This is a genomic window from Salmonella sp. SAL04196 (genome assembly GCF_046550835.1).
Lineage (GTDB): Bacteria > Pseudomonadota > Gammaproteobacteria > Enterobacterales > Enterobacteriaceae > Salmonella > Salmonella enterica.
In genome coordinates this window covers 546,172-568,936 of sequence record NZ_JBGDXE010000001.1, presented here as the reverse complement: position 1 = coordinate 568,936, position 22,765 = coordinate 546,172, and the positions used below count along the sequence as shown (strand labels likewise).

Sequence of the window (22,765 nt, the reverse complement as noted above, 5' to 3'; positions counted from 1 at the left end):
TTCGGTTCTCTGTGCAGGGGCGTGCTGATATAAGTGATTAGTAAACAGGAAGATGAGTGATATCTCGTGGTACACTAACACGCGTAACCACATTGTTTTCATCGCACTCTATCAACGCTCTGGCAAAAATACTGAGCTCATTAATTTTCAGCCCGGAATTATCCAAAAACTGGCGGCAAGCGTAGTCAGAAAAAAAGGTTATGCCGGGATGAATATCATGTTCCCGAATAAAACGGGCCTGAGCAAATGGCGTATCCATACTCAGCACATATACCGCCCGGTTTGAGTGGCTACCCGCTGATTTAAGGCGGTCACTATAGTCTTTTACCTGCCATTCACAAACCGGCGTATCCAGTGACGGGACGACAATAATCCGCTTTTTTATCCCCGGGATACAGTAACCCGGTAATAAATTATGGCTCACCAGCCCCTTTGTGCAGGGTAATGGTTTGCCTTCAGCCAGTATACCGGGTTTGAGGGTCAGCTGCGTTTTGCCAAAGGTGACAGCGTGTTCCTGACCCAATGAGATATAATCTTGTGTTGTTGCTGGTGTCATAAAAAGTTCTCCTTTTAACGTTTGTATTATTTTAGCCATAATAATTATTTAGCAATCTACTAAAGAACCAAGTCAACATCCATAATAAGAGCAGTGAAATAAAAGCCAACCCATTATTCATTGCTGTTTTTACTCTACTTTTTTATTGTCCCGGAGATAGTAAATTTATCTTTAATCAATTCCCCAAAATATTTATATGTCAATTTCAACTCTCCATTTGAACCTCCGTTATAAGTTACCGTCTGAAGATACTCTCCGGGATTACCCCCGGCTTTGATATCGCATCGACTATTCCAACTTCCTGTTGAAAAATGCCCACACTGGAGATTGAGATTAGATATGGGGTTATTATTTATATCTTTAACAATAATTTTCACAACAGCACTCTCTCCTGGCATCAGTAAAGATTTATCTGCACTAATGACAGATAAATCTTTACTCAATTTAACTATACGTTTTGTTTCAATAGAATGGAGTTCAGAAACCATCGGCACAGGCGTATATCCTGGTGCTGAGACCATATCTGTTTCGTTATAATGCTCAATTCTTATCTTCGAACCTACATTATCCTCGCTGATAACAATTTCATATTTACACGGCTTTTCACGTAGAAGCTCATGCTGTGAGTCATCTTTCTCAACGCGATAATACGTACATACTGTGGTAGCCGTTTCATTAGCTTGATATTTTTCAGAATCAAGATCACTGACTCTCCCAACCATTCTTGCTTTTAAAAGCATGCCTGGTATAGGTATATATGATTCAAAATATCCATAATCCCCATTCAATTCCAACCCATAATCACTCAACGGCGAACTAGGCCTGTGCCCAACGCTCGGCGCCGTAGGAGGAGAAAACATCCCGACGGTTGCCGCGGACGTTGTCGACGAATCCGCCAAGACGCTTATCGGCGCAGCCGCCAGAAGCAGGCTATAGATAATAAGATTATGTTTCGACATACGCACTGTTGATCCTTTTTAAAACATTAATTCGCATCAGATGCTGCGGTAGAACTCTTAGCATTTTCTTTATCAGAAATAATTCTGACGCGAATATATTTATTCTGTAGCGATTCCCCGTTAAGGCTATAAGGGATAAGCCAGGTGGCTTTTGTCGCCCCCGGTACGGATTGCCAGGATTTCATTTCATCCGAGATTTCCCACTGATAATTAAACGCATCAGTACAGTCCGTGTTATTTATACAAAGCGTTCTGGCTCGCATTTCCGTTCCGACGACTGGCGCGGTAACGCTTCCGTTGGCTTCTTCAGTACCCGGCGTAAAAAGCACCTCCACAGAAGTGACCTTCTGCGCAATACTGTCTGACTGCGCTTGTAGTAGTACGGTACCCTTCACCGGATGTTTATCGTCTGGTCCGCTTGCTTCAATATGTAATTTGAGCGAGCGGGCATCATCGCCGATATGGGTCACCAGAACCCGTTCAACCCAATGGCCGTCACGCTCTCTACCACCGAGCGCTTTAAATGCCAGACCCGGCGTATCTGATTGATACTTAATATTACGTGGTTTGAGCGACGCCCACTCCTCTTCAGAGCGCTCGCGCACGTAGTGCCACTCAATAACCTTCCCCTCTTCTCCGGCGGGAAGCGGCGTACTGACAACAAAGTTGCCATCCTCAACCTGAACATCGTCATTGATAACATTTATCCAGGAACGGAAACTGGTCTCATCCTGTGTCACCCTTACCGGGATACGCTCGGAGGTCACGCGAGTACCCCGGCTGTCAGTCACCGTTAAATAAAGGCTATACTCCTGACCGTCGGTCGCCGTCAGCGGAAGTTGTGGAAGGATAAGGCCGCTGCCCAGACTCCCCTGAAGCTGGAGCCCGGCGAGAAGCTCCGCATCACCCGACCACTCAACCTTCTCAATCGGGTAACGGCTATCTACCGTCGCCATTAATGTCACCAGCGTCCCGGACAGGCCTGACACTGGCATTGCCGTAATGCGGATTTTACTGGCCTGCTCCCGATACGCCATGACGATATCGTAATTACGATCGACAAAGGCACGCCGATTAGTCGTATTTGACGGCGCCCCAACGTTGCGGTAATCAAGCTGTTCATGTAACGGCGTACCGAAGGAGTAGTTGACTCTCAGACCTCCCTCTGCCTGCGATCCGCCGTTACCGGCGTCCCGATATCCTGCTCTGACCTCAAGCAAGGGGACAGGATTCCAGACCAGCGCCGCACCTGCGGCGCGGGGATTCCGGCTTAATGTACCGTTACCCAATAGATCAACTTTATCCCCGTAATACTGTTCATATGTCAGCTCGCCACTGAACCAGGGAAAATCGGGAAGCGTGCCTTTTGTTCGCAGATCAAAGCCATATGCCGGACGCTCATCATGTAATACATGAACTGCTGACGTTTTCCAGCCGGTGAGAGGGAAATAATAGTTGCCGGAAAAGGCCAGACTGTCTTTATAGACTTCCCCGCCAATGCCGCCACGTAAGTGGGAATAACGGATGTCGGCATCCAGAAACGTATTGACGCCGAGCAGCCATCCATTGACCTCCTGGCGATAACCCACACCAACGTTAACATAGGTGCGGCCATCGAAACGGCTGCTGTCGTGGTCGCGAAAGCCAAGCTGGCCAAAGAGTAAAGACGATGTTGTTTCCTGGACGGGAATAAACATATCGAACTCTGATGAGCGATATTTCGCGCCATCTTCAAGATTGACGCCACCACGGAAAATAATCTCCGGAAAAGCGCTCTTCATCCCCTCGTTCACCAGATGATTAGCGGCTTGCCCTGGTAATGCCTTTATTTTTCCTTTGGCATAATCCTCCAGCGTACCCTCCTGCAGATGCGGAGAAATAGACGATGCCGTCCCCGCAATCCACGACTGAATTTCATTATCGTTATCAGCGATGACCGGGAGTGGAATCTGACTGGTAACAATGGCCCAGGTTATATATTTAGTAATGGGTTTTTTAGAAAAAACCACTTTATTGTCTCCTGCTATATCCCCCTGCCTGGCAGAGGGAGTATTTAAATAAGAGGTTTATTTAGCGATAACCATCAGCGACGGATAGCGCGTTTATTCTCCGGCGTGGTTTTCGTCGTTTTAGGCGTAACGTGGACACGGAACAGTTTATTCTGCTCAGTTCCCTTAATAATATATTTATGTTTTTCAGCGTTAGTATTATTCAGATCGGTGAACTTATCTGGTGTCCCGGCATCCGCCATCTGCCAGGTAAAATTATAATTACTGACCTCACACTCAGCCGCCGCTGTGGCGGCACATTCCAGTACCGCTTCAAGGGTGCCGCCCACCACTGGAGTGTTGGCGTCATTGGTACCGTTGAGTTCATCAGTCGGTTTACCACTTTCATTCACCACATTGATAGTGACAGAACGTAGCTTATTAGAAATTGTACCGTCTGCGGCGGAGTCGCCGCCCACGCCAGAAGATGAAGAAGTTAATAAGACAGTGGCAGGCAAGAATGCACTATCCGGCGTCCCCGTTGCCGTCTTAATCCGGTAAACGATTTTAATTTTTTTACCGCCTGCATCAGCAGGAATGGTAAAAGCCGTCCCGGTTGCCGCCGGGGTTCCAGAAGGATCGGCGGCCTCATTATCCACCAGGTACCATTTAATATCGTCGGCATTATTCATTTTATCCAGCGATAAGAGATCCCCATCCTCATCCTCAATAAAAACATCTGCTATCTGGAGGGTTGAACCGGTCGTCAGTTCCCCAGACACTTCTATCTTTTTTGCATTAGTAGTTGCCACAGGACGGTGACCAACAGAAGCAGGTGTAGCAGAAGAAGCCATATCATTGGCTCTGGTATTCGCCACCGCCTCTACTGAGACCACGGATGCACAAATCGCTAACGCTAATAAAGATTTTTTGAAGTACAAAACAATTCCCTTTTATTAAATCATTAGAAATAATTACGAGATTTATAATCTCACGAGCTAAAAATTCAGGGTTATTCAATCATTTTAACCGCCTGTGAAATTATGCCCTTCGCCATGCTAATTACTTAGCTTTACTGGCAAAAACCGATCTCCAAGTGTAAAGTTTATTCAAAAACGTCAAGCAATTTAAATATTTCTTGTTTTGCCAGAAAAGCTAACAACCCCACTAGTTTAATAACTCAGTATGTCAAATACCTTAAATGTTTATATTTTCGGCTTCAATAAAGAGGAATGATGATGAAAAAAGCCATAATAATCTCAGTATTAGAGCAAATAGAAAAAAATCTTGAAGAGAGGATTGATATTGAAAAGCTGGTTGTTATAACAGGTTATTCGCGAAGGAGTTTGCAGGATTTTTTTAAAGAAAAGTGTGGAGTCTCTATCGGAAAATATATCAGACAACGCAAGTTGAGCAGAAGCGCCACTCTGCTAAAGCTGACCTCTCAGTCGGTCACAGATATCGCGTTCAGAATGGGGTTTGATTCAGTGCAGTCCTATAGTCGAGAGTTCAAAAAAACATTTGGTGTCAATCCCAATAACTATCGCAAGGCTGATTTCTGGGATCTCAGAAACCTACGGCCTCCCTACTGGCTTGACTGTGATGAGCATTATCAGTTCGAAATTTGTCAGCTTACGTCAAAAGAAATTTTCGGATTTCAAACATCTCATCAGATCGCAACAAATGACCTTCCTAAAAAAGCGTCGCCTATAAAATGGAAAATCATTCATGAGACGCTCAGAACGTGGGGCGAAAATGTGTATTGTCTCTCGTCTTTTAAGCCGGATAATACCAATGACCAGGTCATCGCCGTAAGCAGTTTTTTTGGTATGGAACATAATTCCGTCGATGGAGGCAAAATACCCATGTCGAGGGTAATAAAATGTGGTAAATATGCAAAATTCCATTTCGTTGGTCATAAGGAAAAATATCAACAATTTTCCAATACAATATATATGTGTATATTGCCAAAACTGAATCTTATCAGGAGAGAAGGAGAAGATATTGAATACTTCCATTTGGCATCCGTCCAAAAGCAACAGAATAATGAATCCATTGTCGATCTTTATTATTATATCCCTGTACTGTAATGACTTCGTACCATCCACGTATTTCATCTGAAAAGCCTTCTCTTTTCAGAGCGGTAATAAAACTCTCAGTATTGATTCTGATAAAATAAGTGACTATTAAATAAGTTAACGTTTTGAAAGGATTGAGAAAATAACTTGCGTGCACGCGACGCCGTGGACAGATTTCTGACAGTACTGTACGGTGTAGTGATCAGGTCATATTGGCTACAGTTTACGGTAAAAGCAAAGTCCATACTTTAACTATTAATGGGAGTATGCTGGCCGGGCGGCTTGCGGGGCCTTCATGCTCCCACATCTATAATGTTGGTATGATTACATTCTCTCTATACTTTCCTGTGCTAACCTTTTATCTCGTTGAGATAACGTTTAATTAAAATGTTCTCTTTTTGATGTACATTATAAGAGGAGACATTATTCATATTTTCGAAATCAGGGCAGACGATATGTATACAACCATCAGAAACTCAGCGCTAGCAATGGTAGCTTGTTTTTCGTATATCGCACATGCCAGTACCCCCCCTCCTCTTATTATCACCAGGGGAGCCGGAGGAGACGCCTCCGGAGCCACAGTCATTCATGATAATTGGCGGCATGGCACTCCTGACCTGGTCAATCTTACCGATATCCCCATAGATAAAATCAGACCAGAAAAATACAGTTGCGTACTGATTATTGGGCAAGGAGCTATAAAAGAAATGCTTCTTGCGAACAATGCCTCAGCAATACTTTCCGGAAAAACTGTTGGTCTGTATACTCATCTGATCGATCAGAACACGCTCAGATTACTTCGGCAATTGCAGAACAAAGTGAGATTCAATCTCTTTTTTACCCGTTCACAGATAACTCTACTAAAACTAAGGAACATTTCAGAATATAATTTTTTGAGTTCTAAAATAAATAATGTCTGGGGACAAGACTCACTAGCAATTGAAACGGTGGCACCTGACAGGGGTAATATACCGGAAAAAGCGCTTCCCCTCAAAACAACGGATTATGTGATCTGGCTGGGTGGAAACTATACTACCTCTTCTGGTACGCAGCGTATCTTCACAAACGATCAGATTGTTGTAGCCCTGAAACCACTACATAATGTTATTTCACCAAATGCATCGATTGCTATTATGCTTTCACCACGTTTTTTTGATAATAGCATGAGTAAAGAAGCAAAAGTTAAACGACTGAAGGAAGTGCTTAACACCTTTTCGCAAAACAGGGTCACATTTTATATGAGTAAGGAGATGCTTGCTAATCTGAAAGAATTTGATTTGCCTGTTCAACTATCCCCTTCTTACGCAGAGCTGATGCGAATGCCCTGGGCCAGCGCTACCCGGCATTTTGCCTCTGTGGATCAATATAACCTGTTTGCTGATCTCATACCTAAAGTCACGCCGTTTCTTCTTGAACCGAATGATGCCGATCAAGCTCTCTATGCGACGGATTATCTTAATACCCGGCGTGTAAGTCTGACCCAAAATATTCTTAACCACGGTTGTGACTAAATAAAACGCGCAGAATCCGGGATAGTTAGCAATCCAAAACAGACCGTTAGCCATGAGTACTGTTTACCTTCAATATACAGGGAACAACCAAATAACTGACGACACAAATCAAGCTGAGACCCGGAATTCGGCTATACAGGCACTCTATTCAATTCAGGCCCAGAAACTGTCCGGTACCCATACAGGACACGGCCTCCCAACTGCTTTAGCGCATTACCAGTCCAGTTTCGATGCGTCTTCTGTCGTCTGCACTATTTCACTGGTTTTAATGACGCGATGATAACCATAAGCATCAGCGTATTTCGTCATTCCGGTTGCGGTGTCAACCTCCGGCTTACCCTGCGTTTCAATAATCTCTCCCGTCCGGGTCGTCATGGTATAGGTCGTTGTACATCCGGCTAGCATCAACACTGATAAGCTAAGTACCGTAATAAGACTACATTTTTGCATCTCTCGTTTCCCTGACACCTCTATTTTTGATGTACTTTACCGAATACCGCAACGGCAAGATGGATGATTAGGGCTATTGCTCCCTGTTTGCCCGTACTGATTGGCTCAGGTTTTTTGATGCGCTGCGTTAATCCGGTAGTAATCGCTCCAGCACATCTCCAGCCAGAAGTACGCTCTCCTGAAGACGCTCCAGGCTATACCCCGCTCGCGCCTTGGCGGAAAGCCCCGCCATTAGCGTCCCCATAAAGTCAGTCATCCGGTCAGCCTCTTGCGGATACCGCATGGCGACATAAGTGCGAATCAGGTTTTCAGCAGCGATGTAAAACTCGCAGGCGGCCTCTCGTGCCGGTTTATCGTTACAATGAGCGCCCTCCAGAACCAGACATCCGGTGGCATCAGGATCGGCAACGTAACGTCTTGCCGCTTCCATCAGCACATCAATAAGGCACTTCGCGGTCGGGCGATCGTGACGCAGAAGCGCCCCGAGCGGAATCGCGTCGGTCATCCTGTAACGCTTTAATACGCGGGTATACAGCCCCAGCTTGCTGCCAAACGCCGCATAGAAACTGGGAGGATTGATCCCGAACGCTTTTGTCAGATCCGCTACGCTCACCGCGTCGTAGCCGCGCGAATGAAATAAGTGTTGAGCGGTTTCAATGGCTTGCTCCGGATCGAACTGGCGAGGGCGACCCGGCGTTCGGCTATGTTTTGTAGTCATTACTACATAACTCCTTGACGGCATGATTTCATTACGCATATTGTAGTGGTTACTACAATATCATAAAGGACATCCTGATGACGCTATTTCGCAACAAATCTGTACTGGTTTTAGGGGGAAGTCGTGGTATCGGCGCGGCTATTGTACGACGCTTTAGCGCTGACGGCGCATCGGTCGTTTTCAGCTACGCCGGATCGCGTGAAGCCGCCGAAAAACTGGCAGCAGAAACCGGTAGCACCGCCATCCAGACGGATAGCGCCGATCGTGATGCCGTCATCAGCCTCGTGCGTGAGTACGGACCGCTGGATATTCTGGTCGTCAATGCGGGCATCGCTCTCTTCGGCGATGCGCTGGAACAAGATAGCGATGCGATAGATCGTTTGTTCCGAATTAATATCCATGCACCTTACCATGCGTCAGTCGAAGCAGCCCGCAACATGCCGGAAGGTGGACGCATTATTATTATCGGTTCCGTGAATGGCGATCGGATGCCCGTACCGGGAATGGCCGCGTACGCCGCCAGTAAATCAGCCCTGCAAGGGCTGGCGCGCGGCCTGGCCCGTGATTTTGGCCCCCGCGGGATTACGATAAATGTGGTGCAGCCAGGCCCCATTGATACCGACATCAATCCGGAAGATGGCCCCATGAAAGAGCTGATGCACAGTTTCATGGCGATCAAACGACACGGAAGACCTGAAGAAGTGGCTGGAATGGTGGCATGGCTTGCCGGTCCGGAAGCCTCTTTCGTCACCGGCGCGATGCACACCATCGATGGTGCCTTCGGCGCCTGACGGCCAGGCGAATATCATACGGTTGCCGTCTACGCTCCGGCAACCGTGTTAGAAGCTGTTCATGCGAGAAAACATCCGCAAGCGCCGGGATCAATCGTGGATTTTAACGCCAAGACAACCGCGAACAAATTCGGGATTAAAATGCTTCACCGCTTCGCCAACATAGCCTAAATCAAGTGTGTTGATTTGAGCCATTTCGTTATCCGTTAGTGAGAAATCCCAGATGGTAAAGTTCTCTTCAATACGTTCCTGTCGAGTGGATTTAGGAATAACCGTGACGCCACGCTGCACGTTCCAACGCAGGACAACCTGAGCGATGGTTTTTTGATGGGCATCGGCAATCCTTTCAAGCATTTCATTTTCATACGGTTTATGTCTCCCGCCGCCTAACGGCGCCCACGCTTCAGGCTGAACGTTATAATGCTTCATGGTTTCCAGCGCGGCGGGTTGTGCAAAGTATGGATGCAATTCGACCTGGTTTACCATTGGCGTAATTCTGACGGTTTCACAGAAGTTGGCTAATACATGCGCATAGAAGTTGGATACGCCAATGGCTTTTAGTTTACCGGCTTCATAAGCGTCTTCCAGCGCGCGCCACGCACTAAAATAATCGCCCATGGCCTGATGCAATAAATACAGATCAAAATAATCTAACCCGGATTTTTTCAGCGACGCGTCAATACCTGCTTTGGCCAGATCGTAGTTAGCCATATCTTGCACCCACAGTTTAGAAGTAATAAATAACTCCTCACGGGTACACAGACCTGTCGCGATGGCTTCACGAACAGCGTCACCAACGGCATCTTCATTGCCGTATACCGCAGCGGTATCGATAAGACGATAACCGCTGCGAATAGCGCTTAACACTGACTGCTGGCATTCTTCTTTGTCGGTTACCTTAAAAACACCAAAACCCACCATAGGCATTTTAAGGTTGTTACTTAATATTGAATATTCCACGCTAAAGCACCCTTTCGTCGTAAAGACGCCATGATAAGAGCAAAAGACAGGTACAATGAGTATTGTTAAATCCGATTATATTTATACAAAAAGTTCATTAATAACAGTTGTACAGATTTTTTATTGCATCCAAACGTTCAGTGCTTGCTATATCCTCGCCGTGTAGCACCTGTTTGATAATGCCTTTTACTTATGCGTCAAAACCAGTACCGTCATTTTGACCGTCTGTGAAAAAGTTTTCTAAACAGGCAATGCGATATCCGGAATAATATTTTTTAGCGAAGAGACTCCGGCTGGCTCAGCGCCGTTTTGCACCAGTCATAAAAAGCGCGTACCGTAGGCGGCAGAAACCTGTTTTGCGGATAGACCAGCGCAAGCGGCAAATCATAAGAATGGTTGTCCATGCAGGTCACCAGCGCCCCACTGTGCAGATACGGCGCAACCAGATAGCTGGCGACGCGAATTAACCCCAGCCCCTGTATTCCGGCCTGAATATAAGCGTCCGTATCATCGACAACCAGCGTCTCCTGCACCCGCATCGCGTAATCCTTCCCCTCACGCGTAAAAAACCAGTCGGTGGTACGCCCAGTGCGGTGGTTCAGGTAGCCGACCGCATGGTGTTTTTGCAGATCATCTAAATTTTCAGGGCTACCGTAACGCTCAATGTAAGTGGGCGATGCTGCTATCACCCAGTTAAAGCTGGCGAGCGGACGGGCAACCAGCGTGGTGGAATCATCGATCCTGCCGGCCCGAATCACGCAGTCATACCCTTGCAGGATAATATCCTCCACGCTATCGCTGGAACAAAGTATCAGCTCCAGCTCCGGATACTGGCGCAAAAAGGCCGGGAGCGTGGGAATAATGCAATGCCGGGCGAGAGATTGCGGCATCCCTACTTTAAAACGCCCTTTGGGTTGTGCCGCCCGGCCGGGAAATGACGACTCCATGGCCGCGATATCTGCCAGTACTCTTTTGCACTCTTCGTAGTAACGCCGCCCCTCTGCGGTCACGCTAAGTTTGCGGGTTGTACGTTGCAAAAGCTGAATCTTAAGCCAGGATTCCAGTTCTTTAACCACCCGCGATACCGTTGAGCGCGGCACGCCCAGCACTTCGGCGGCTCTGATAAAACTATGGGTATCCACTACGCAAACATAGACCTGCATCGCTTCCAGCTTGTCCATTTTCCCCCCGCCAATTATCCCATTTATCAGAACAGTCTAACCCGTCTTCGGCGTCTTATCGAACGCAGAACCCTGACGTAATCTTTAATCTACAGGTGAACCAACACAGAGAGGGGCAAATGAAACAATCCAATAATCAGGTAGGTGAAAAAGTATTGGTGCTGGGCGCGGGACAACTGGGGGCGTCAGTGCTGGCGTCGTTGGTTCCGGCGGTCACACAGCGTAATGGTTCCGTTAGCGTTATTGTGTCAGGGCGATCCAGGGATAAACAGAGCAAACGACGTTCCAGCATTCATCAACAACTGGCAGATGTCGGTGCGCGGTTTATCCCGGTCGACATCGCGGGCAGTTCGGTTGCAGCGTTAAAAGATCAATTCCGCGGTTTTGATACGATCATCAATTGTATGGGGTTTGTCGCCGGTGCGGGTACCCAGATAAAAATCACCCGCGCGGTACTGGAGGCGGGCGTTAAGCGCTATTTCCCCTGGCAGTTTGGCGTGAATTACGATGTGGTCGGCAAAGGCAGCGGCCAGCCGGTGTGGGACGAACAGTATGACGTCAGGACGCTTTTGCGCGAGCAAAACGTCACAGAGTGGGTGATTGTTTCAACCGGTATATTTACCTCTTTTCTCTTCGAACCGGCCTTTGATGTGGTCAACTTAGCCAAAAAAACCATCAATGCCCTCGGCGGATGGGAAATGCAGGTCACCGTCACGTCGCCTGCGGATATTGGTCGCCTGACCACTGAAATTTATCTGCATCAGCCGCGTATCACTAACGAAGTCGTCTTTGTCGCGGGGGAAACGACCTCTTATGCAAAACTGGCGGAAACGGTCGAACGCGTGACGCAGCAAACTTTTACCCGAGGCGTATTGACGCTACCTGACTTACAGGAGCAGCTCCGTTTACATCCGCATGACCCAATGCTGCGCTATCGCGTCGCCTTTGCGCGTGGTGACGGTATGTGGTGGCCGATGAGTGACACCTGGAATGCACAACATCATCTGCCGACACAGGATATTGCCGCCTGGCTGAAAACACACCAATGAGAACGGCGGCATCAGGCGGCGGGCGTGGTTACCTTTCATCAAAAGGTAACCAGTACGCATCAGTGCTTCACGATATACATCGTACGGCTATAGGCCACATCTTCCGGGTTAGTAATGGGGTATCCCTTTACCCACGGTTTAATTAACCGGCCATTGGTATACTGATAAATAGGCGCTATAGGCGCTTGTTCCGTTAAAATTTTCTCCGCTGCATTGTAATCCGCGTTACGCGCTTCGGCGGTATTTTCCATCGTCGCTTGCGTCAGGATTTTGTCATAAGTCGGATTAGTAAAGCGTGAAATATTCCCCGTATGCGTGGACGTTAATAAGGATAAGAAAGCCGACGGTTCGTTGTAATCACCCACCCAGGAGGCGCGAATAACATCAAAATTACCGGTATTCCGGCTGTCGATATACGTTTTCCACTCCTGGTTTTGCAATTTCACATCCACCCCCAGATTTTTCTTCCACATTGACGCCACCGCAATCGCGATTTTCTGATGGTTTTCTGAGGTATTGTAAAGCAGGGTTAATTTAAGCGGCTTCTGCGATCCGTAGCCTGCTGCACGCAGCAATGTTTTCGCCTGGGCATTAAGTTCTTCCTGGCTCATTTGTTCAAACGGTGAAGGATCGGGCTTAAATCCTGCCGTGACATCCGGTGTAAAATGCCAGGCCGGTTTTTCACCGGTACCTAAGACTTTTTCCGCCATCAAACGGCGATCAATGGTCATACTTAGCGCCAGACGAACGCGGGAATCCGCCGTCGGCCCTTTCTGCGTATTAAACGCATAATAATAAGTCCCTAATTGCGGCGGCGTATAAACTTGCCCTGGAATATCCTTCAATAATTTCTGGTACATATTTTTAGGGAAAGATTCGGTGATATCAATATCACCGGCAAGATAACGTTTCGTCGCAGCCGACTCCTGGTTAATGGGTAAAAATGTCACTTTTTGCAGTACCGTTTTCGCGTTATCCCAGTAATGCGTATTAGGCACGACCACAAGTTTTTCATTTACCACGCGCTCTTTAAGCACATACGCGCCATTGCCGATCAGTTTTCCCGGCTTCATCCAGTCTTTACCGCTTTCAACATTCGCTTTTTGGACCGGATAAAAGGCAAAACTGGCGGTCAGACTGGCAAACCAGGGCAACGGCTTGTCAAGCTGAATACGCAAAGTGTGCGCGTCCACGGCACTGACGCCAAGCTGATCCGGCGTGGCTTTACCGTCGATAATGGCTTGCGCATTAGTGATGCCAGCCAGAGCGGCAAACCAGGCGAAGGGGGAAAGCGTTTTGGGATCAACGAGACGTTGCCAGCTATAGACAAAATCCTGGGCGGTCACCGGCGTTCCATCGGCCCATTGCGCATTATCCCGCAACGTAAACGTCCAGATACGATTATCATTGCTCTTCCACTGGCTGGCGACGCCAGGGATAATTTCACCCTTTTCGTTCTGGTTAACCAGCCCTTCAAACAGATCGCGGATCACCTGAATTTCAGGCAGCCCAACGGCTTTCGCTGGATCTAACGAAGCGGGCTCATCTTTGATATGACGCACCAGTTCTTGTTTCTCTGCCAGTACCGTTCCGCCGGGAACATCCGCAGCATATGCCAGGGAAAAGCTGCTAACCAACAGCGCACAACAGGTTACTGAAACAGAATGCCTCATAGAAGTTCCTCAAAGATGAGTTAAATGACAACGTAATTATTTGTTTCAGCAGAAAGAAATGCAATTATCTTCCGCCAGAAAGTTGATATCGCGCCATACAAGAGGGTAAATAGAAACCATTTGATAATCGGCGGGTTTTACACAACACTACGATGATTACCCTACTGGTCTCAGCTTCGGGAAACATGTATGACTGTCACCCGCCCCCGTGCCGAGCGCGGCGCATTTCCGCCAGGCACTGAACATTATGGACGTTCGCTACTAGGCGCACCGCTAATCTGGTTTCCGGCGCCTGCCGCCGATCGCGAAAGCGGCCTGATACTGGCTGGCACCCACGGGGATGAAACCTCATCCGTGGTGACGCTCTCCTGTGCGTTACGCACCTTAAATCCTTCCCTTCGCCGTCATCATGTCGTACTTGCCGTTAATCCTGATGGCTGTCAACTAGGATTAAGGGCAAATGCAAATGGCATTGATTTAAACCGTAACTTTCCCGCCGCCAACTGGAAAGCGGGTGAAACAGTTTATCGCTGGAATAGCCGCGCGCAAGAGCGTGATGTCGTGCTGCTAACCGGCGACCATCCCGGCTCAGAACCGGAAACCCAGGCGCTTTGCCAGTTAATACATCGACTCCAACCCGCCTGGGTCGTCTCTTTTCACGATCCGCTAGCCTGCATTGAAGATCCACGTCGCAGCGAGCTAGGCGAGTGGCTGGCCGATGCGTTTGCGTTGCCGCTGGTGACCAGCGTTGGTTACGAAACGCCCGGTTCGTTTGGCAGCTGGTGCGCCGACCTCAACCTGCACTGCATTACCGCCGAGTTTCCCCCTGTTTCTGCCGATGAAGCCAGCGAAAAATACCTGCTGGCTATGTCGAATCTGCTCCGCTGGCATCCTAAAGATGGAGTTGACCCGTCGTAAAGCGTAGCGCGGGCTCAACATCAACCGCCAGCCATGTTGGGCCATCAAGATCGGCGAAGCTCACCTGCGGCATAAGCGGCAGCGCGGCGCTAATCGCTCTTGATGTACAGAGCATACAGCCCAGCATCAGGCCGAATCCTTGCTCCCGCGCCTCCGTTGCCAGCGCCAGCGCCTCGGTCAGACCGCCGGTTTTATCCAGCTTAATGTTAATCATATCGTAGCGCCCCGTCAGGGCTTTCAGACTACTGCGAGTATGGCAGCTCTCATCTGCACAGATGGGCAACGGATGAATAAAATTTTCCAGGGCGGCGTCATCCTGCGCGGGCAGCGGCTGCTCCAGCATCGCGACATTCAGATCCGCCAGTAACTGACAACGCGCCGCCAGCCCCTCCGGACGCCACGATTCATTGGCGTCCACAATGAGCGTCGCCTCCGGCACCGCCGCGCGGATCGCCACCATACGTTCGCTAATCAGACGAGCATCGAGTTTGATTTTCAGCAACGTCGCCCCTTTTTCCCATAGTGCCGCCGCACTGGCTGCCATCTGTTCCGGCGTGCCTATCACTACCGTTTGCGCGGTAGTAAAAACCGGGGACAGCGTCACGCCGAGCAGCCCGGCAAGGCTTTGCTGCCGCTGGCGGGCCTGCAAATCCCATAAGGCGCTATCCACCGCGTTGCGCGCCGCGCCTGCCGGCAACAGTTTCTGCAATGCTTCGCGAGTCAGCCCGTTTTCCAACTGAGGCACAATACTCATGATTTGCGCCATGACCGAGGCATCACTTTCACCATAACGTGGATATGGCGTACATTCCCCGATGCCTTTTACGCCCTCTTCTTCCAGTTCGACAACGACAACATGCGCTTCGCTTCGGCTACCACGCGCAATAACGAAAGGCGTATGCAACGGCCAGGTTTCCTCATATACCTTAACAGATCTCATCTCTTCCCCTCTGATAGCGCCGGACGCGGCTTGCTACAAATAGTATTTGCCGTGTTAATGAATAATGACTTAAACTGGATTTCGACGTTAACTATAAGTAAATAGGAACATAATTATGTCACAGACTGTACATTTCCAGGGTAACCCGGTCACCGTTGCCAACGTTATTCCGCAGGCTGGTAGCAAAGCACAGGCTTTTACTCTTGTCGCAAAAGATTTGTCTGACGTTTCCCTCAGCCAATATGCAGGCAAACGCAAAGTGCTGAATATTTTCCCAAGCATTGATACTGGCGTATGCGCCGCATCAGTTCGTAAGTTTAATCAACTGGCCACAGAAGTGGAGAATACCGTCGTATTGTGCGTTTCTGCTGACCTGCCTTTTGCACAGTCGCGTTTTTGCGGCGCGGAAGGCCTGAGCAACGTTATTACGCTTTCCACTCTGCGTAATAACGAGTTTCTGAAAAACTACGGCGTCGAAATCGTTGACGGCCCGCTGAAAGGTTTGGCGGCGCGCGCAGTCATCGTGCTTGACGAAAACGACAACGTTATTTTCAGCCAGTTGGTGGATGAAATCACCCACGAGCCGGATTACGACGCCGCGCTTAATGTCCTGAAGGCATAAGCCGCGACTGCTGGCGCTACGTTTGTCAGTGCTACAGGCGGTGCTCTTTTGTCACAAGAAGGCCTCTATCCAGAGGCCTTCTTTTTTTCTACTCTTCACCCTTCTTCTGGCTCAGACCATATTCACGCAGCTTATTGGCAATCGCTGTATGCGATACCCCCAACCGTTTCGCCAGTTTACGCGTACTCGGATAGCTACGATAAAGCTGGGTCAGGACAGAACGTTCAAAACGACTGGTAATGTCATCCAGCGAACCTTCCATCGCATCTTCGCCGACTGCCACCGTCGCGGCATCGTAGTCAGGCAGCAGGATATCCTGCGGACGCAGCTCATACCCTTCCAGTTGCGTCAGCGCCCGGTAAATCGCATTTTTAAGCTGGCGAACGTTACCCGGCCAGCCGTAACGAGTGAGGACCGTACTCAGATCGGCAGAAAGTTTCGGTCGCGGAACGCCCTGTTCGTCGGCAAAACGCGCCACGAACAGTTCGGTCAACGGCATAATATCCTGCGGACAATCGCGCAACGGCGGCAAATTAAGCGTCAGAACGTTAAGTCGATAATAGAGATCTTCGCGGAACAGTCCTTTTTGCACCAGCTCCACCAGATTTTTCTGCGTGGCGCAGATAACGCGGACATCAACATGAATTTCGTGATCTTCGCCGACGCGACGGAACGTACCATCATTGAGAAAACGTAGCAGCTTCGCCTGCATACGCGGCGACATTTCACCAATTTCATCCAGCAGCACCGAGCCGCCATTCGCCTGTTCAAAAAAGCCTTTTTTACCTTCCGGCGCATGGCCAAATAGTTCGCTTTCTACCGCATCTTCCGGGATTGAAGCGCAGTTGAGCGCCAGATACGGCTTCGCTGAACGAGGGCTTGCCTGATGACAGGCATAGGCGAAAAGATCTTTGCCGGTTCCCGTATCGCCGGTAATCAGCAGCGGCGCGCTGAGCATCGCCAGTTTGCGCGCCTGCTCAACGACGTGCTTCATCTTTGCGCTCACGGCAATAATCTGACTAAACGCGCTCAGATCCTGCGTGGACAAATTCTGTAGCTGCTGCCCCATACGAATCGTGGAACGCAACATCACGACCGCCCCGGTCAACACGTATTCGTCATTTTCGTTTTGTAAATGTACCGGCGTAATCTCCATCAGGAAGTTTTGCCCGTTGATCACGACATGTTCGTTATGGGAGCTTTGCGGGTTACCGTCCAGCCAGCGCTGAAAATTGAAGCCGTTGATTAATTGTGCGGCGGTATGGTGCCGCATTCGCTCCTGGATCTGGGCAAAAAGCTGACAACTCGCCGGGTTCGCCATCTCCACTTTACTCTTCATATCCAATGAGAGCACCGGCTCCGGCAACGCCTCAAGCAGCGCGCTCAGGGCCAGATGTTCACGTTCGGACGGCATCCAGGGAACGGTACGGACATCCGTTACGCCGGAAATACGGCGGATTTCGGCCATCAGGCTGCTGAAGTCGGTGAATTCCAGCTCAGCAAAATTAAGATAAATTCGCCCAATGGGATCAATCTCGATTCCGCGTAAATCAATGCTACGTAACACCAGTAAATCAAGTAATTCGCGGGTCAGACCAAGTCGGTCTTCACAAAAGACTTCCAGACGCATGGGAACCTTCACCTGAATAATGAACCATTAAATAGATGATAAGCCACTATTCGGCTGGCAGGAAGGATTCTGTCAACAAATATTGACAGCATGACGGAAAAACGGGCGCTGTGGCGTAAAGCCAGGCAGTCAGCGCCCTGTGGAAAGTCATTTCTCAGGCGACGACTTACTCTTTTGTAACGTCTCTTTTAGCTGACCGATAAGCTGACGACGAAAATCACCGAGACGTGGTTTATCGTTGTCGATCCACGGCAATGGCCGACATAGCTCCATCGCTTTTATTCCCAGTCGAGCAGTAAGGAGACCTGCGCCAATCCCCTGCGCCGCGCGCGTGGACAGGCGTGCGGCCAGATCCTGAGACATCCAGTCCATACCGACTTCACGCACCAGCTCACTGGCTCCCGCGAACGCGATATTCAGCAACACCAGACGGAACAGACGAAGGCGGCTGTAATAACCAAGTTCAATGCCATACAGCGTTGCGATACGGTTAATCAGGCGTAAATTACGCCAGGCAATAAACGCCATATCCACCAACGCTAACGGGCTGACGGCGATCATCAAAGTCGATTCCGCGGCGAAACGGCTAATCTCACGTCGCGCCTGCGCGTCAAGTACCGGCTGTACCAGATGCGCATACAAACCGACGATTTCCCTGTCGTTTTGCGTTTCGTGAATAGCGGCATACCAACGTTGTAATGCCGGATGTGATTGATCAATCCCCGCCTGCTGCGCCAGTTTTTCGCAAAATGCGCGACCTTTCCCGACGCTATGGCTATGTAACAGTTCACGCGCTTCATCCCGCTCATGCGCCCGCTGGCGCAAGCGCCATAATCGCCGCCACTCCGTGACCACCGATCCTACGCCAGCGCCAACGATCAGCGCGCCTGCGGCACAGCCGCCTAAAGCGACCCAGTCCTGAGTTTGCCAGGCATTCATTGTCCACTGTACGCCTTGCCCGACCACGCTCGCGCCAAACAGCACCAGCCCTCCCATCACCATTTTACGCCACAGGCTGCGTTTGGGACGCAGCGCGGCATCGACCGCCGCTTCTGCCACGCCTTCGTCTTCCGGGCGCTCATCGATAGCTGCAGGCGCAAATGTACGCGACTCCGCTTCGCTGAAAGTTTGCTGCGCTTTGAAGGCCGACGTAGGTTCCTCCTTTAGCGGTTCTGCAAAATCAATACGCGGTTTTAACGGTTCGCTCATCGCAGCTTATCTCCTATTAAAAACTCCAGCGCAGCGTCCAGACGAATATGCGGTAACGGTTTATCAACATCCATCACCTGCGGACGAAAGGCTTCGAACTGAAAACCCTGACTATCCCAAAACGCTTGCCCCGGCAAACGCGAAGGCACTTCGCCGGGGTACACGGTTAACGGCGCGCCGTCACTCAAACGGTTTCCACGTAAAGCCGGGATTTTTTCACCGTTGACCTCAATCACGCCGCTGGTGGTCGCCTGTACCGACGCCAGCCCCAGGCAATCCATACTAATGCCTTCAAACGCGGCATTTTGCCAGGCATCCTGAATAAGCTGCTGGAGCAAGGCCACCATATTGGCATGTTGGTCGAGGGTGACATGGTCGGCTTTCGTCGCGGCGAACAGCAATTTGTCAATCACCGGCGAAAACAGGCGGCGAAACAGAGTTCGCTGACCATAGTGAAAACTTTGCATCAGCTGCGTTAAAGCGAGACGCATATCATTAAACGCCTGCGGCCCGCTATTAAGCGGTTGCAGACAGTCGACCAGCACAATCTGGCGATCAAAGCGTAGAAAATGATTTTTGTAGAACCCCTTGACCACTTTTTCACAATAGTAGTTAAAGCGTTCGCGCAGCATTCCAGCGTTGGTCTGCTTATCCGCCTGCGCCAGTTTTGACTCGCCGAAGGCGTCTACATCCGGCCACGGGAAAAACTGCAACGCTGGCGCACCCGCCATATCGCCCGGCAAAACAAACCGTCCAGGCTGAATAAAATGCAATCCCTGCGATTTACACTGATGCAAATAATCCGTCCAGGCGGCGGCAATCTCCGCCAGCCGGTTTTCATCGGCGGGCGCCAGCGGATCGAGCCCGTCGCAAAGTTGCCGCCATTTTGCGGCCCACTCAGCGCGTTGTCCTTGTAACAAGCCGTTCATCTGACGGGACCAGCTTAAATAATCCTGAGCCAGCATGGGCAGATCGAGTAACCATTCCCCTGGATAGTCCACAATCTCCAGATACAATGTCGAGGTATCTTTAAAATGGCGCAGCAGCGAGTCGTTTGAGCGATAGCGCAACGCCAGCCGAATCTCACTGACGCCGCGCGTCGGTGTGGGCCATGCGGGAGGATTGCCATAAAGCTGAAGTATCCCCTCGTCGTAGGTAAAACGGGGAATACCAAAATCACGTTGAGGCACGCGCTTTACGCCAAGCAGGCGTTCTTCGCGTACCGCGCTGAGCAACGGTAAGCGCGCGCCCGCGTGGACATTAAGCAACTGGTTAACCATCGCCGTGATAAACGCTGTTTTACCGCTGCGGCTCAACCCGGTTACGGCAAGACGCAAATGCCTGTCTACCCCACGATTGACCAGCGCGTTGAGTTCAGTTTTAAGTCGCTTCATTGACATCCTGTTGAGCCTGAAGAGAAGAAAAAATAATAACGAGCCTGCGTTATAGATATGTGCAAAAACGTTATTATCAACTACCCGGAGAGATCAACAACGGCGCATTAAGCGCCGCGGTTAGTATGAGTATTGAGCAATAGATTATCTATTTTTTACTTTCGGCATATCAAGACGACTGATGCCGCCCATATTCATCGCGTGCGTATACCCCATATCAAGCAACATTTGTTTTGCCATGCCCGACTGTCGCCCGGAGTTGCAATATAACTTTACCGTATCGTTCCTGTCTGGAACTACCGTTTCGATATGAGATTTAATCTCCTTCAATGGGATATTAATCGCGCCCTGAATATGCTCACGCTGATATTGTTCCGGAATGCGGACATCTATCCAGTATTCTGCGGCATAAAGCGGCATGGCTACGAATAGCGCTAACGCAAATATTCCTTTTTTCAACATACTTCCGTCCTGACACGTAATGTATTTCGCACACACTATACGCCAGAGCTTAACGAAATATTATGACCAGACTCGCTATTTGTAACGCTGCGAAATTTTATTCGCCACCTTACGAAGTACTGGCTCCAGCGCAAACGCCAGCAACATTTTTAGCGGACGACGGGCGACGGATTTTACCGCCCATCCCGCCACGCCGGCAGGCCCGTAGCGTAACGCGGTCAACAGAACCAGCTTACCTGCTATTTTGAAGCCGGGCTTCACCTTCTGCCCGGCGCGTTGCCAGCGAGTATTCATCTTCACCTTCCCGATATATCACTTACAGTTGACGGAAACGACTACGCAGTGTGAACGTATCTGACGTGACGTAGCGTTCCATTTCTCGCAAACGCTTTTCGCCTGCGGCAAGCTCTCTGTCTACGGTATCCAGCAGTTCGCCGCTGGTCGGCTGCGGTTTGCCTGCGGCCAGATTATCCGGCATAGGGTCCAGTACAAAAGACAGAACGATATAGGCCACTACGGTAAAAAACGCCAGCCCAAAGAAAATCGACAGCACGACCAGAATACGCACCAGTTTTACCGGTACATCAAGGTAGTCGGCGATCCCGGCGCAAACGCCACGTACCATGCCCTTTTGCGGCATACGCCATAGTTTTTTATTAAGATTGATTCCACCCATTAGCGCTCTCTCCAGTTCGGATGCTCTGCATCAAGAATGTCTTCCAGCGCCTGAATGCGCTCGCGCATACGTTGCGCATCGTCTGTGAGTTGCAGTAAGCGTTGCTGCTCGCTTTGCGAAAGTTCTCCCCGACCGGCGCGGTTGCTGTAATGCAGCCACAGCCAAATCGGTAACACAAACAACACAAAAATGGTTAACGGGATGGCCAGAAATAGCGCGCTCATGCGTTCTCCTTACACCTAAAGCTGATGAGCGACGGCGCGTATCGGCGCCGCCATTGTCATTATTGATTATCTTGCTTCATTTTGGCTTTCAACTGCGCCAGCTGCTCGCTGATTTCATCATCGGCTTTCAGGTTGGCAAACTGTTGGTCCAGCGATTGCTGCTTACCAAAACGATGGCTTTCCGCTTCCGCTTCCATTTGATCGATACGACGTTCAAAGGATTCAAACCGCGCCATGGCTTCATCCAGTTTGCCGCTGTCAAGCTGACGACGGACATCGCGGGAAGAACTCGCCGCCTGATGACGCAGCATCAGCGCCTGCTGGCGAGCGCGTGTTTCGCTGAGTTTGTTTTCCAGCTCGCCAATCTCTTTCTTCATGCGCGCCAGCGTGTCATCCACCAGCGTGACTTCCTGTTCAAGCGTAGCAATTAAATCGGTCAGCTTTTGTTTTTCAATCAATGCGGCGCGCGCCAGATCGTCTTTATCTTTGCGCAGAGCCAGTTCCGCTTTTTCCTGCCACTCGATCTGCTGAGTCGTGGCCTGTTCAATACGACGGGATAACTGTTTCTTTTCCGCTAAAGCACGCGCGGAGTTCGAGCGAACCTCCACCAGCGTATCTTCCATCTCCTGAATCATCAGGCGCACCAGCTTCTGCGGATCTTCCGCTTTTTCCAACAACGCATTGATATTGGCGTTCACGATGTCGGCAAAACGAGAAAAAATACCCATAATTCAATCCTCACATAATGTTCTGATAACGGGCGATGCCCTGCTACA

Annotated in this window: 24 protein-coding genes; 6 read left to right on the top strand and 18 right to left on the bottom strand. The window is 49.7% G+C overall.

Going from position 1 to position 22,765, the window contains the following annotated elements; all coding sequences use genetic code 11:
- Positions 1-37: 37 nt before the first annotated feature.
- The 4 genes from ACLJPE_RS02965 to zirU form a co-directional block, all read right to left on the bottom strand.
- On the bottom strand, positions 38-595 hold the full coding sequence (locus tag ACLJPE_RS02965; protein ID WP_001062618.1) for a redoxin family protein: 558 nt from the start codon (positions 593-595) through the stop codon (positions 38-40).
- Between the two features lie 95 nt (positions 596-690).
- Positions 691-1,515 carry a ZirS family two-partner secretion-like system exoprotein gene (locus ACLJPE_RS02960; RefSeq protein ID WP_023217377.1) on the bottom strand — a complete coding sequence of 275 codons (825 nt, stop codon included), beginning with the start codon at positions 1,513-1,515 and terminating at the stop codon, positions 691-693.
- 26 nt (positions 1,516-1,541) lie between these two features.
- Entirely contained in the window at positions 1,542-3,524 is a 1,983-nt protein-coding gene (zirT, locus tag ACLJPE_RS02955; protein ID WP_023232794.1) for a two-partner secretion translocator ZirT, read from the bottom strand.
- 74 nt (positions 3,525-3,598) lie between these two features.
- Positions 3,599-4,444, bottom strand: coding sequence for a two-partner-like secretion system exoprotein ZirU (gene zirU, locus ACLJPE_RS02950; RefSeq protein ID WP_023232793.1), 846 nt, complete (start codon positions 4,442-4,444; stop codon positions 3,599-3,601).
- 291 nt (positions 4,445-4,735) lie between these two features.
- Between zirU and ACLJPE_RS02945 the strand changes: the two genes are divergently transcribed.
- Both ACLJPE_RS02945 and ACLJPE_RS02940 read left to right on the top strand, forming a co-directional pair.
- Positions 4,736-5,593: a GyrI-like domain-containing protein gene (locus ACLJPE_RS02945; protein ID WP_077915479.1), complete on the top strand. Its 858-nt coding sequence runs from the start codon at positions 4,736-4,738 to the stop codon at positions 5,591-5,593.
- A gap of 389 nt (positions 5,594-5,982) precedes the next feature.
- Complete coding sequence (locus ACLJPE_RS02940) at positions 5,983-7,092, top strand: hypothetical protein (RefSeq protein ID WP_023232791.1); 1,110 nt, start codon at positions 5,983-5,985, stop codon at positions 7,090-7,092.
- A gap of 213 nt (positions 7,093-7,305) precedes the next feature.
- On the opposite strand, the gene ACLJPE_RS02935 is transcribed toward ACLJPE_RS02940, so the two are convergent.
- Both ACLJPE_RS02935 and ACLJPE_RS02930 read right to left on the bottom strand, forming a co-directional pair.
- Positions 7,306-7,542 (bottom strand): YgdI/YgdR family lipoprotein, encoded by a 237-nt coding sequence (locus ACLJPE_RS02935; protein WP_023232790.1) that lies wholly within the window; start codon positions 7,540-7,542, stop codon positions 7,306-7,308.
- A gap of 127 nt (positions 7,543-7,669) precedes the next feature.
- Positions 7,670-8,260: a TetR/AcrR family transcriptional regulator gene (locus ACLJPE_RS02930; RefSeq protein ID WP_000208475.1), complete on the bottom strand. Its 591-nt coding sequence runs from the start codon at positions 8,258-8,260 to the stop codon at positions 7,670-7,672.
- A gap of 77 nt (positions 8,261-8,337) precedes the next feature.
- Between ACLJPE_RS02930 and bdcA the strand changes: the two genes are divergently transcribed.
- A complete protein-coding gene (gene bdcA / locus ACLJPE_RS02925) occupies positions 8,338-9,051 on the top strand; it encodes an SDR family oxidoreductase (RefSeq protein ID WP_023214952.1) in 714 nt (237 codons plus the stop codon).
- 90 nt (positions 9,052-9,141) lie between these two features.
- On the opposite strand, the gene ACLJPE_RS02920 is transcribed toward bdcA, so the two are convergent.
- Together ACLJPE_RS02920 and ACLJPE_RS02915 are read right to left on the bottom strand one after the other, a co-directional pair.
- The gene (locus tag ACLJPE_RS02920) at positions 9,142-10,011 is read right to left on the bottom strand and encodes an aldo/keto reductase (protein ID WP_000456769.1); all 870 of its coding nucleotides are present in this window, start codon (positions 10,009-10,011) and stop codon (positions 9,142-9,144) included.
- A 275-nt stretch (positions 10,012-10,286) separates the two neighbouring features.
- On the bottom strand, positions 10,287-11,192 hold the full coding sequence (locus tag ACLJPE_RS02915; protein WP_000359206.1) for a LysR family transcriptional regulator: 906 nt from the start codon (positions 11,190-11,192) through the stop codon (positions 10,287-10,289).
- A 119-nt stretch (positions 11,193-11,311) separates the two neighbouring features.
- Between ACLJPE_RS02915 and ACLJPE_RS02910 the strand changes: the two genes are divergently transcribed.
- Positions 11,312-12,241 carry an aromatic alcohol reductase gene (locus ACLJPE_RS02910; RefSeq protein ID WP_023232788.1) on the top strand — a complete coding sequence of 310 codons (930 nt, stop codon included), beginning with the start codon at positions 11,312-11,314 and terminating at the stop codon, positions 12,239-12,241.
- Positions 12,242-12,300: 59 nt separating this feature from the next.
- Here ACLJPE_RS02910 and ACLJPE_RS02905 read toward each other — a convergent pair whose 3' ends face one another.
- The gene (locus ACLJPE_RS02905; RefSeq protein ID WP_001216560.1) at positions 12,301-13,914 is read right to left on the bottom strand and encodes an ABC transporter substrate-binding protein; all 1,614 of its coding nucleotides are present in this window, start codon (positions 13,912-13,914) and stop codon (positions 12,301-12,303) included.
- 189 nt (positions 13,915-14,103) lie between these two features.
- Between ACLJPE_RS02905 and mpaA the strand changes: the two genes are divergently transcribed.
- The gene (mpaA, locus tag ACLJPE_RS02900; RefSeq protein WP_000219104.1) at positions 14,104-14,832 is read left to right on the top strand and encodes a murein tripeptide amidase MpaA; all 729 of its coding nucleotides are present in this window, start codon (positions 14,104-14,106) and stop codon (positions 14,830-14,832) included.
- On the opposite strand, the gene ycjG is transcribed toward mpaA, so the two are convergent.
- The gene (gene ycjG / locus ACLJPE_RS02895; protein WP_001258075.1) at positions 14,807-15,772 is read right to left on the bottom strand and encodes an L-Ala-D/L-Glu epimerase; all 966 of its coding nucleotides are present in this window, start codon (positions 15,770-15,772) and stop codon (positions 14,807-14,809) included. The genes mpaA and ycjG overlap by 26 nt on opposite strands.
- A gap of 115 nt (positions 15,773-15,887) precedes the next feature.
- On the opposite strand from ycjG, the gene tpx reads away from it, so the two are divergent.
- A complete protein-coding gene (gene tpx / locus ACLJPE_RS02890) occupies positions 15,888-16,394 on the top strand; it encodes a thiol peroxidase (protein WP_000084401.1) in 507 nt (168 codons plus the stop codon).
- A gap of 88 nt (positions 16,395-16,482) precedes the next feature.
- Here the strand turns inward: tpx and tyrR are convergent, their stop codons facing one another.
- The 8 genes from tyrR to pspA form a co-directional block, all read right to left on the bottom strand.
- Entirely contained in the window at positions 16,483-18,024 is a 1,542-nt protein-coding gene (gene tyrR / locus ACLJPE_RS02885; protein ID WP_001235483.1) for a transcriptional regulator TyrR, read from the bottom strand.
- Between the two features lie 147 nt (positions 18,025-18,171).
- A complete protein-coding gene (locus tag ACLJPE_RS02880) occupies positions 18,172-19,233 on the bottom strand; it encodes a YcjF family protein (RefSeq protein WP_039514100.1) in 1,062 nt (353 codons plus the stop codon).
- On the bottom strand, positions 19,230-20,627 hold the full coding sequence (locus ACLJPE_RS02875; RefSeq protein ID WP_000825860.1) for a YcjX family protein: 1,398 nt from the start codon (positions 20,625-20,627) through the stop codon (positions 19,230-19,232). Before ACLJPE_RS02875 ends, ACLJPE_RS02880 begins: the two co-directional genes overlap by 4 nt.
- 144 nt (positions 20,628-20,771) lie before the next feature.
- A complete protein-coding gene (pspE, locus tag ACLJPE_RS02870; RefSeq protein WP_000913433.1) occupies positions 20,772-21,089 on the bottom strand; it encodes a thiosulfate sulfurtransferase PspE in 318 nt (105 codons plus the stop codon).
- Positions 21,090-21,164: 75 nt separating this feature from the next.
- A complete protein-coding gene (pspD, locus tag ACLJPE_RS02865; RefSeq protein ID WP_001097608.1) occupies positions 21,165-21,383 on the bottom strand; it encodes a phage shock protein PspD in 219 nt (72 codons plus the stop codon).
- Positions 21,384-21,405: 22 nt separating this feature from the next.
- Entirely contained in the window at positions 21,406-21,765 is a 360-nt protein-coding gene (pspC, locus tag ACLJPE_RS02860; RefSeq protein WP_000508938.1) for an envelope stress response membrane protein PspC, read from the bottom strand.
- The gene (gene pspB, locus ACLJPE_RS02855; RefSeq protein WP_001274953.1) at positions 21,765-21,989 is read right to left on the bottom strand and encodes an envelope stress response membrane protein PspB; all 225 of its coding nucleotides are present in this window, start codon (positions 21,987-21,989) and stop codon (positions 21,765-21,767) included. The genes pspC and pspB overlap by 1 nt, the downstream gene beginning before the upstream one ends.
- Positions 21,990-22,048: 59 nt before the next feature.
- A complete protein-coding gene (pspA, locus tag ACLJPE_RS02850) occupies positions 22,049-22,717 on the bottom strand; it encodes a phage shock protein PspA (protein WP_000511005.1) in 669 nt (222 codons plus the stop codon).
- Positions 22,718-22,765: the final 48 nt, after the last annotated feature.

Coding starts and splice junctions, on each gene's coding strand:
- ACLJPE_RS02965 (WP_001062618.1), bottom strand. CDS start 595: ATGGCTAAAATAATACAAACGTTAAAAGGAGAACTTTTTATGACACCA.
- ACLJPE_RS02960 (WP_023217377.1), bottom strand. CDS start 1,515: ATGTCGAAACATAATCTTATTATCTATAGCCTGCTTCTGGCGGCTGCG.
- ACLJPE_RS02945 (WP_077915479.1), top strand. CDS start 4,736: ATGATGATGAAAAAAGCCATAATAATCTCAGTATTAGAGCAAATAGAA.
- ACLJPE_RS02940 (WP_023232791.1), top strand. CDS start 5,983: ATGTACATTATAAGAGGAGACATTATTCATATTTTCGAAATCAGGGCA.
- ACLJPE_RS02935 (WP_023232790.1), bottom strand. CDS start 7,542: ATGCAAAAATGTAGTCTTATTACGGTACTTAGCTTATCAGTGTTGATG.
- ACLJPE_RS02930 (WP_000208475.1), bottom strand. CDS start 8,260: ATGACTACAAAACATAGCCGAACGCCGGGTCGCCCTCGCCAGTTCGAT.
- bdcA (WP_023214952.1), top strand. CDS start 8,338: ATGACGCTATTTCGCAACAAATCTGTACTGGTTTTAGGGGGAAGTCGT.
- ACLJPE_RS02915 (WP_000359206.1), bottom strand. CDS start 11,192: ATGGACAAGCTGGAAGCGATGCAGGTCTATGTTTGCGTAGTGGATACC.
- ACLJPE_RS02910 (WP_023232788.1), top strand. CDS start 11,312: ATGAAACAATCCAATAATCAGGTAGGTGAAAAAGTATTGGTGCTGGGC.
- ACLJPE_RS02905 (WP_001216560.1), bottom strand. CDS start 13,914: ATGAGGCATTCTGTTTCAGTAACCTGTTGTGCGCTGTTGGTTAGCAGC.
- mpaA (WP_000219104.1), top strand. CDS start 14,104: ATGACTGTCACCCGCCCCCGTGCCGAGCGCGGCGCATTTCCGCCAGGC.
- ycjG (WP_001258075.1), bottom strand. CDS start 15,772: ATGAGATCTGTTAAGGTATATGAGGAAACCTGGCCGTTGCATACGCCT.
- tpx (WP_000084401.1), top strand. CDS start 15,888: ATGTCACAGACTGTACATTTCCAGGGTAACCCGGTCACCGTTGCCAAC.
- tyrR (WP_001235483.1), bottom strand. CDS start 18,024: ATGCGTCTGGAAGTCTTTTGTGAAGACCGACTTGGTCTGACCCGCGAA.
- ACLJPE_RS02880 (WP_039514100.1), bottom strand. CDS start 19,233: ATGAGCGAACCGTTAAAACCGCGTATTGATTTTGCAGAACCGCTAAAG.
- ACLJPE_RS02875 (WP_000825860.1), bottom strand. CDS start 20,627: ATGAAGCGACTTAAAACTGAACTCAACGCGCTGGTCAATCGTGGGGTA.
- pspE (WP_000913433.1), bottom strand. CDS start 21,089: ATGTTGAAAAAAGGAATATTTGCGTTAGCGCTATTCGTAGCCATGCCG.
- pspD (WP_001097608.1), bottom strand. CDS start 21,383: ATGAATACTCGCTGGCAACGCGCCGGGCAGAAGGTGAAGCCCGGCTTC.
- pspC (WP_000508938.1), bottom strand. CDS start 21,765: ATGGGTGGAATCAATCTTAATAAAAAACTATGGCGTATGCCGCAAAAG.
- pspB (WP_001274953.1), bottom strand. CDS start 21,989: ATGAGCGCGCTATTTCTGGCCATCCCGTTAACCATTTTTGTGTTGTTT.
- pspA (WP_000511005.1), bottom strand. CDS start 22,717: ATGGGTATTTTTTCTCGTTTTGCCGACATCGTGAACGCCAATATCAAT.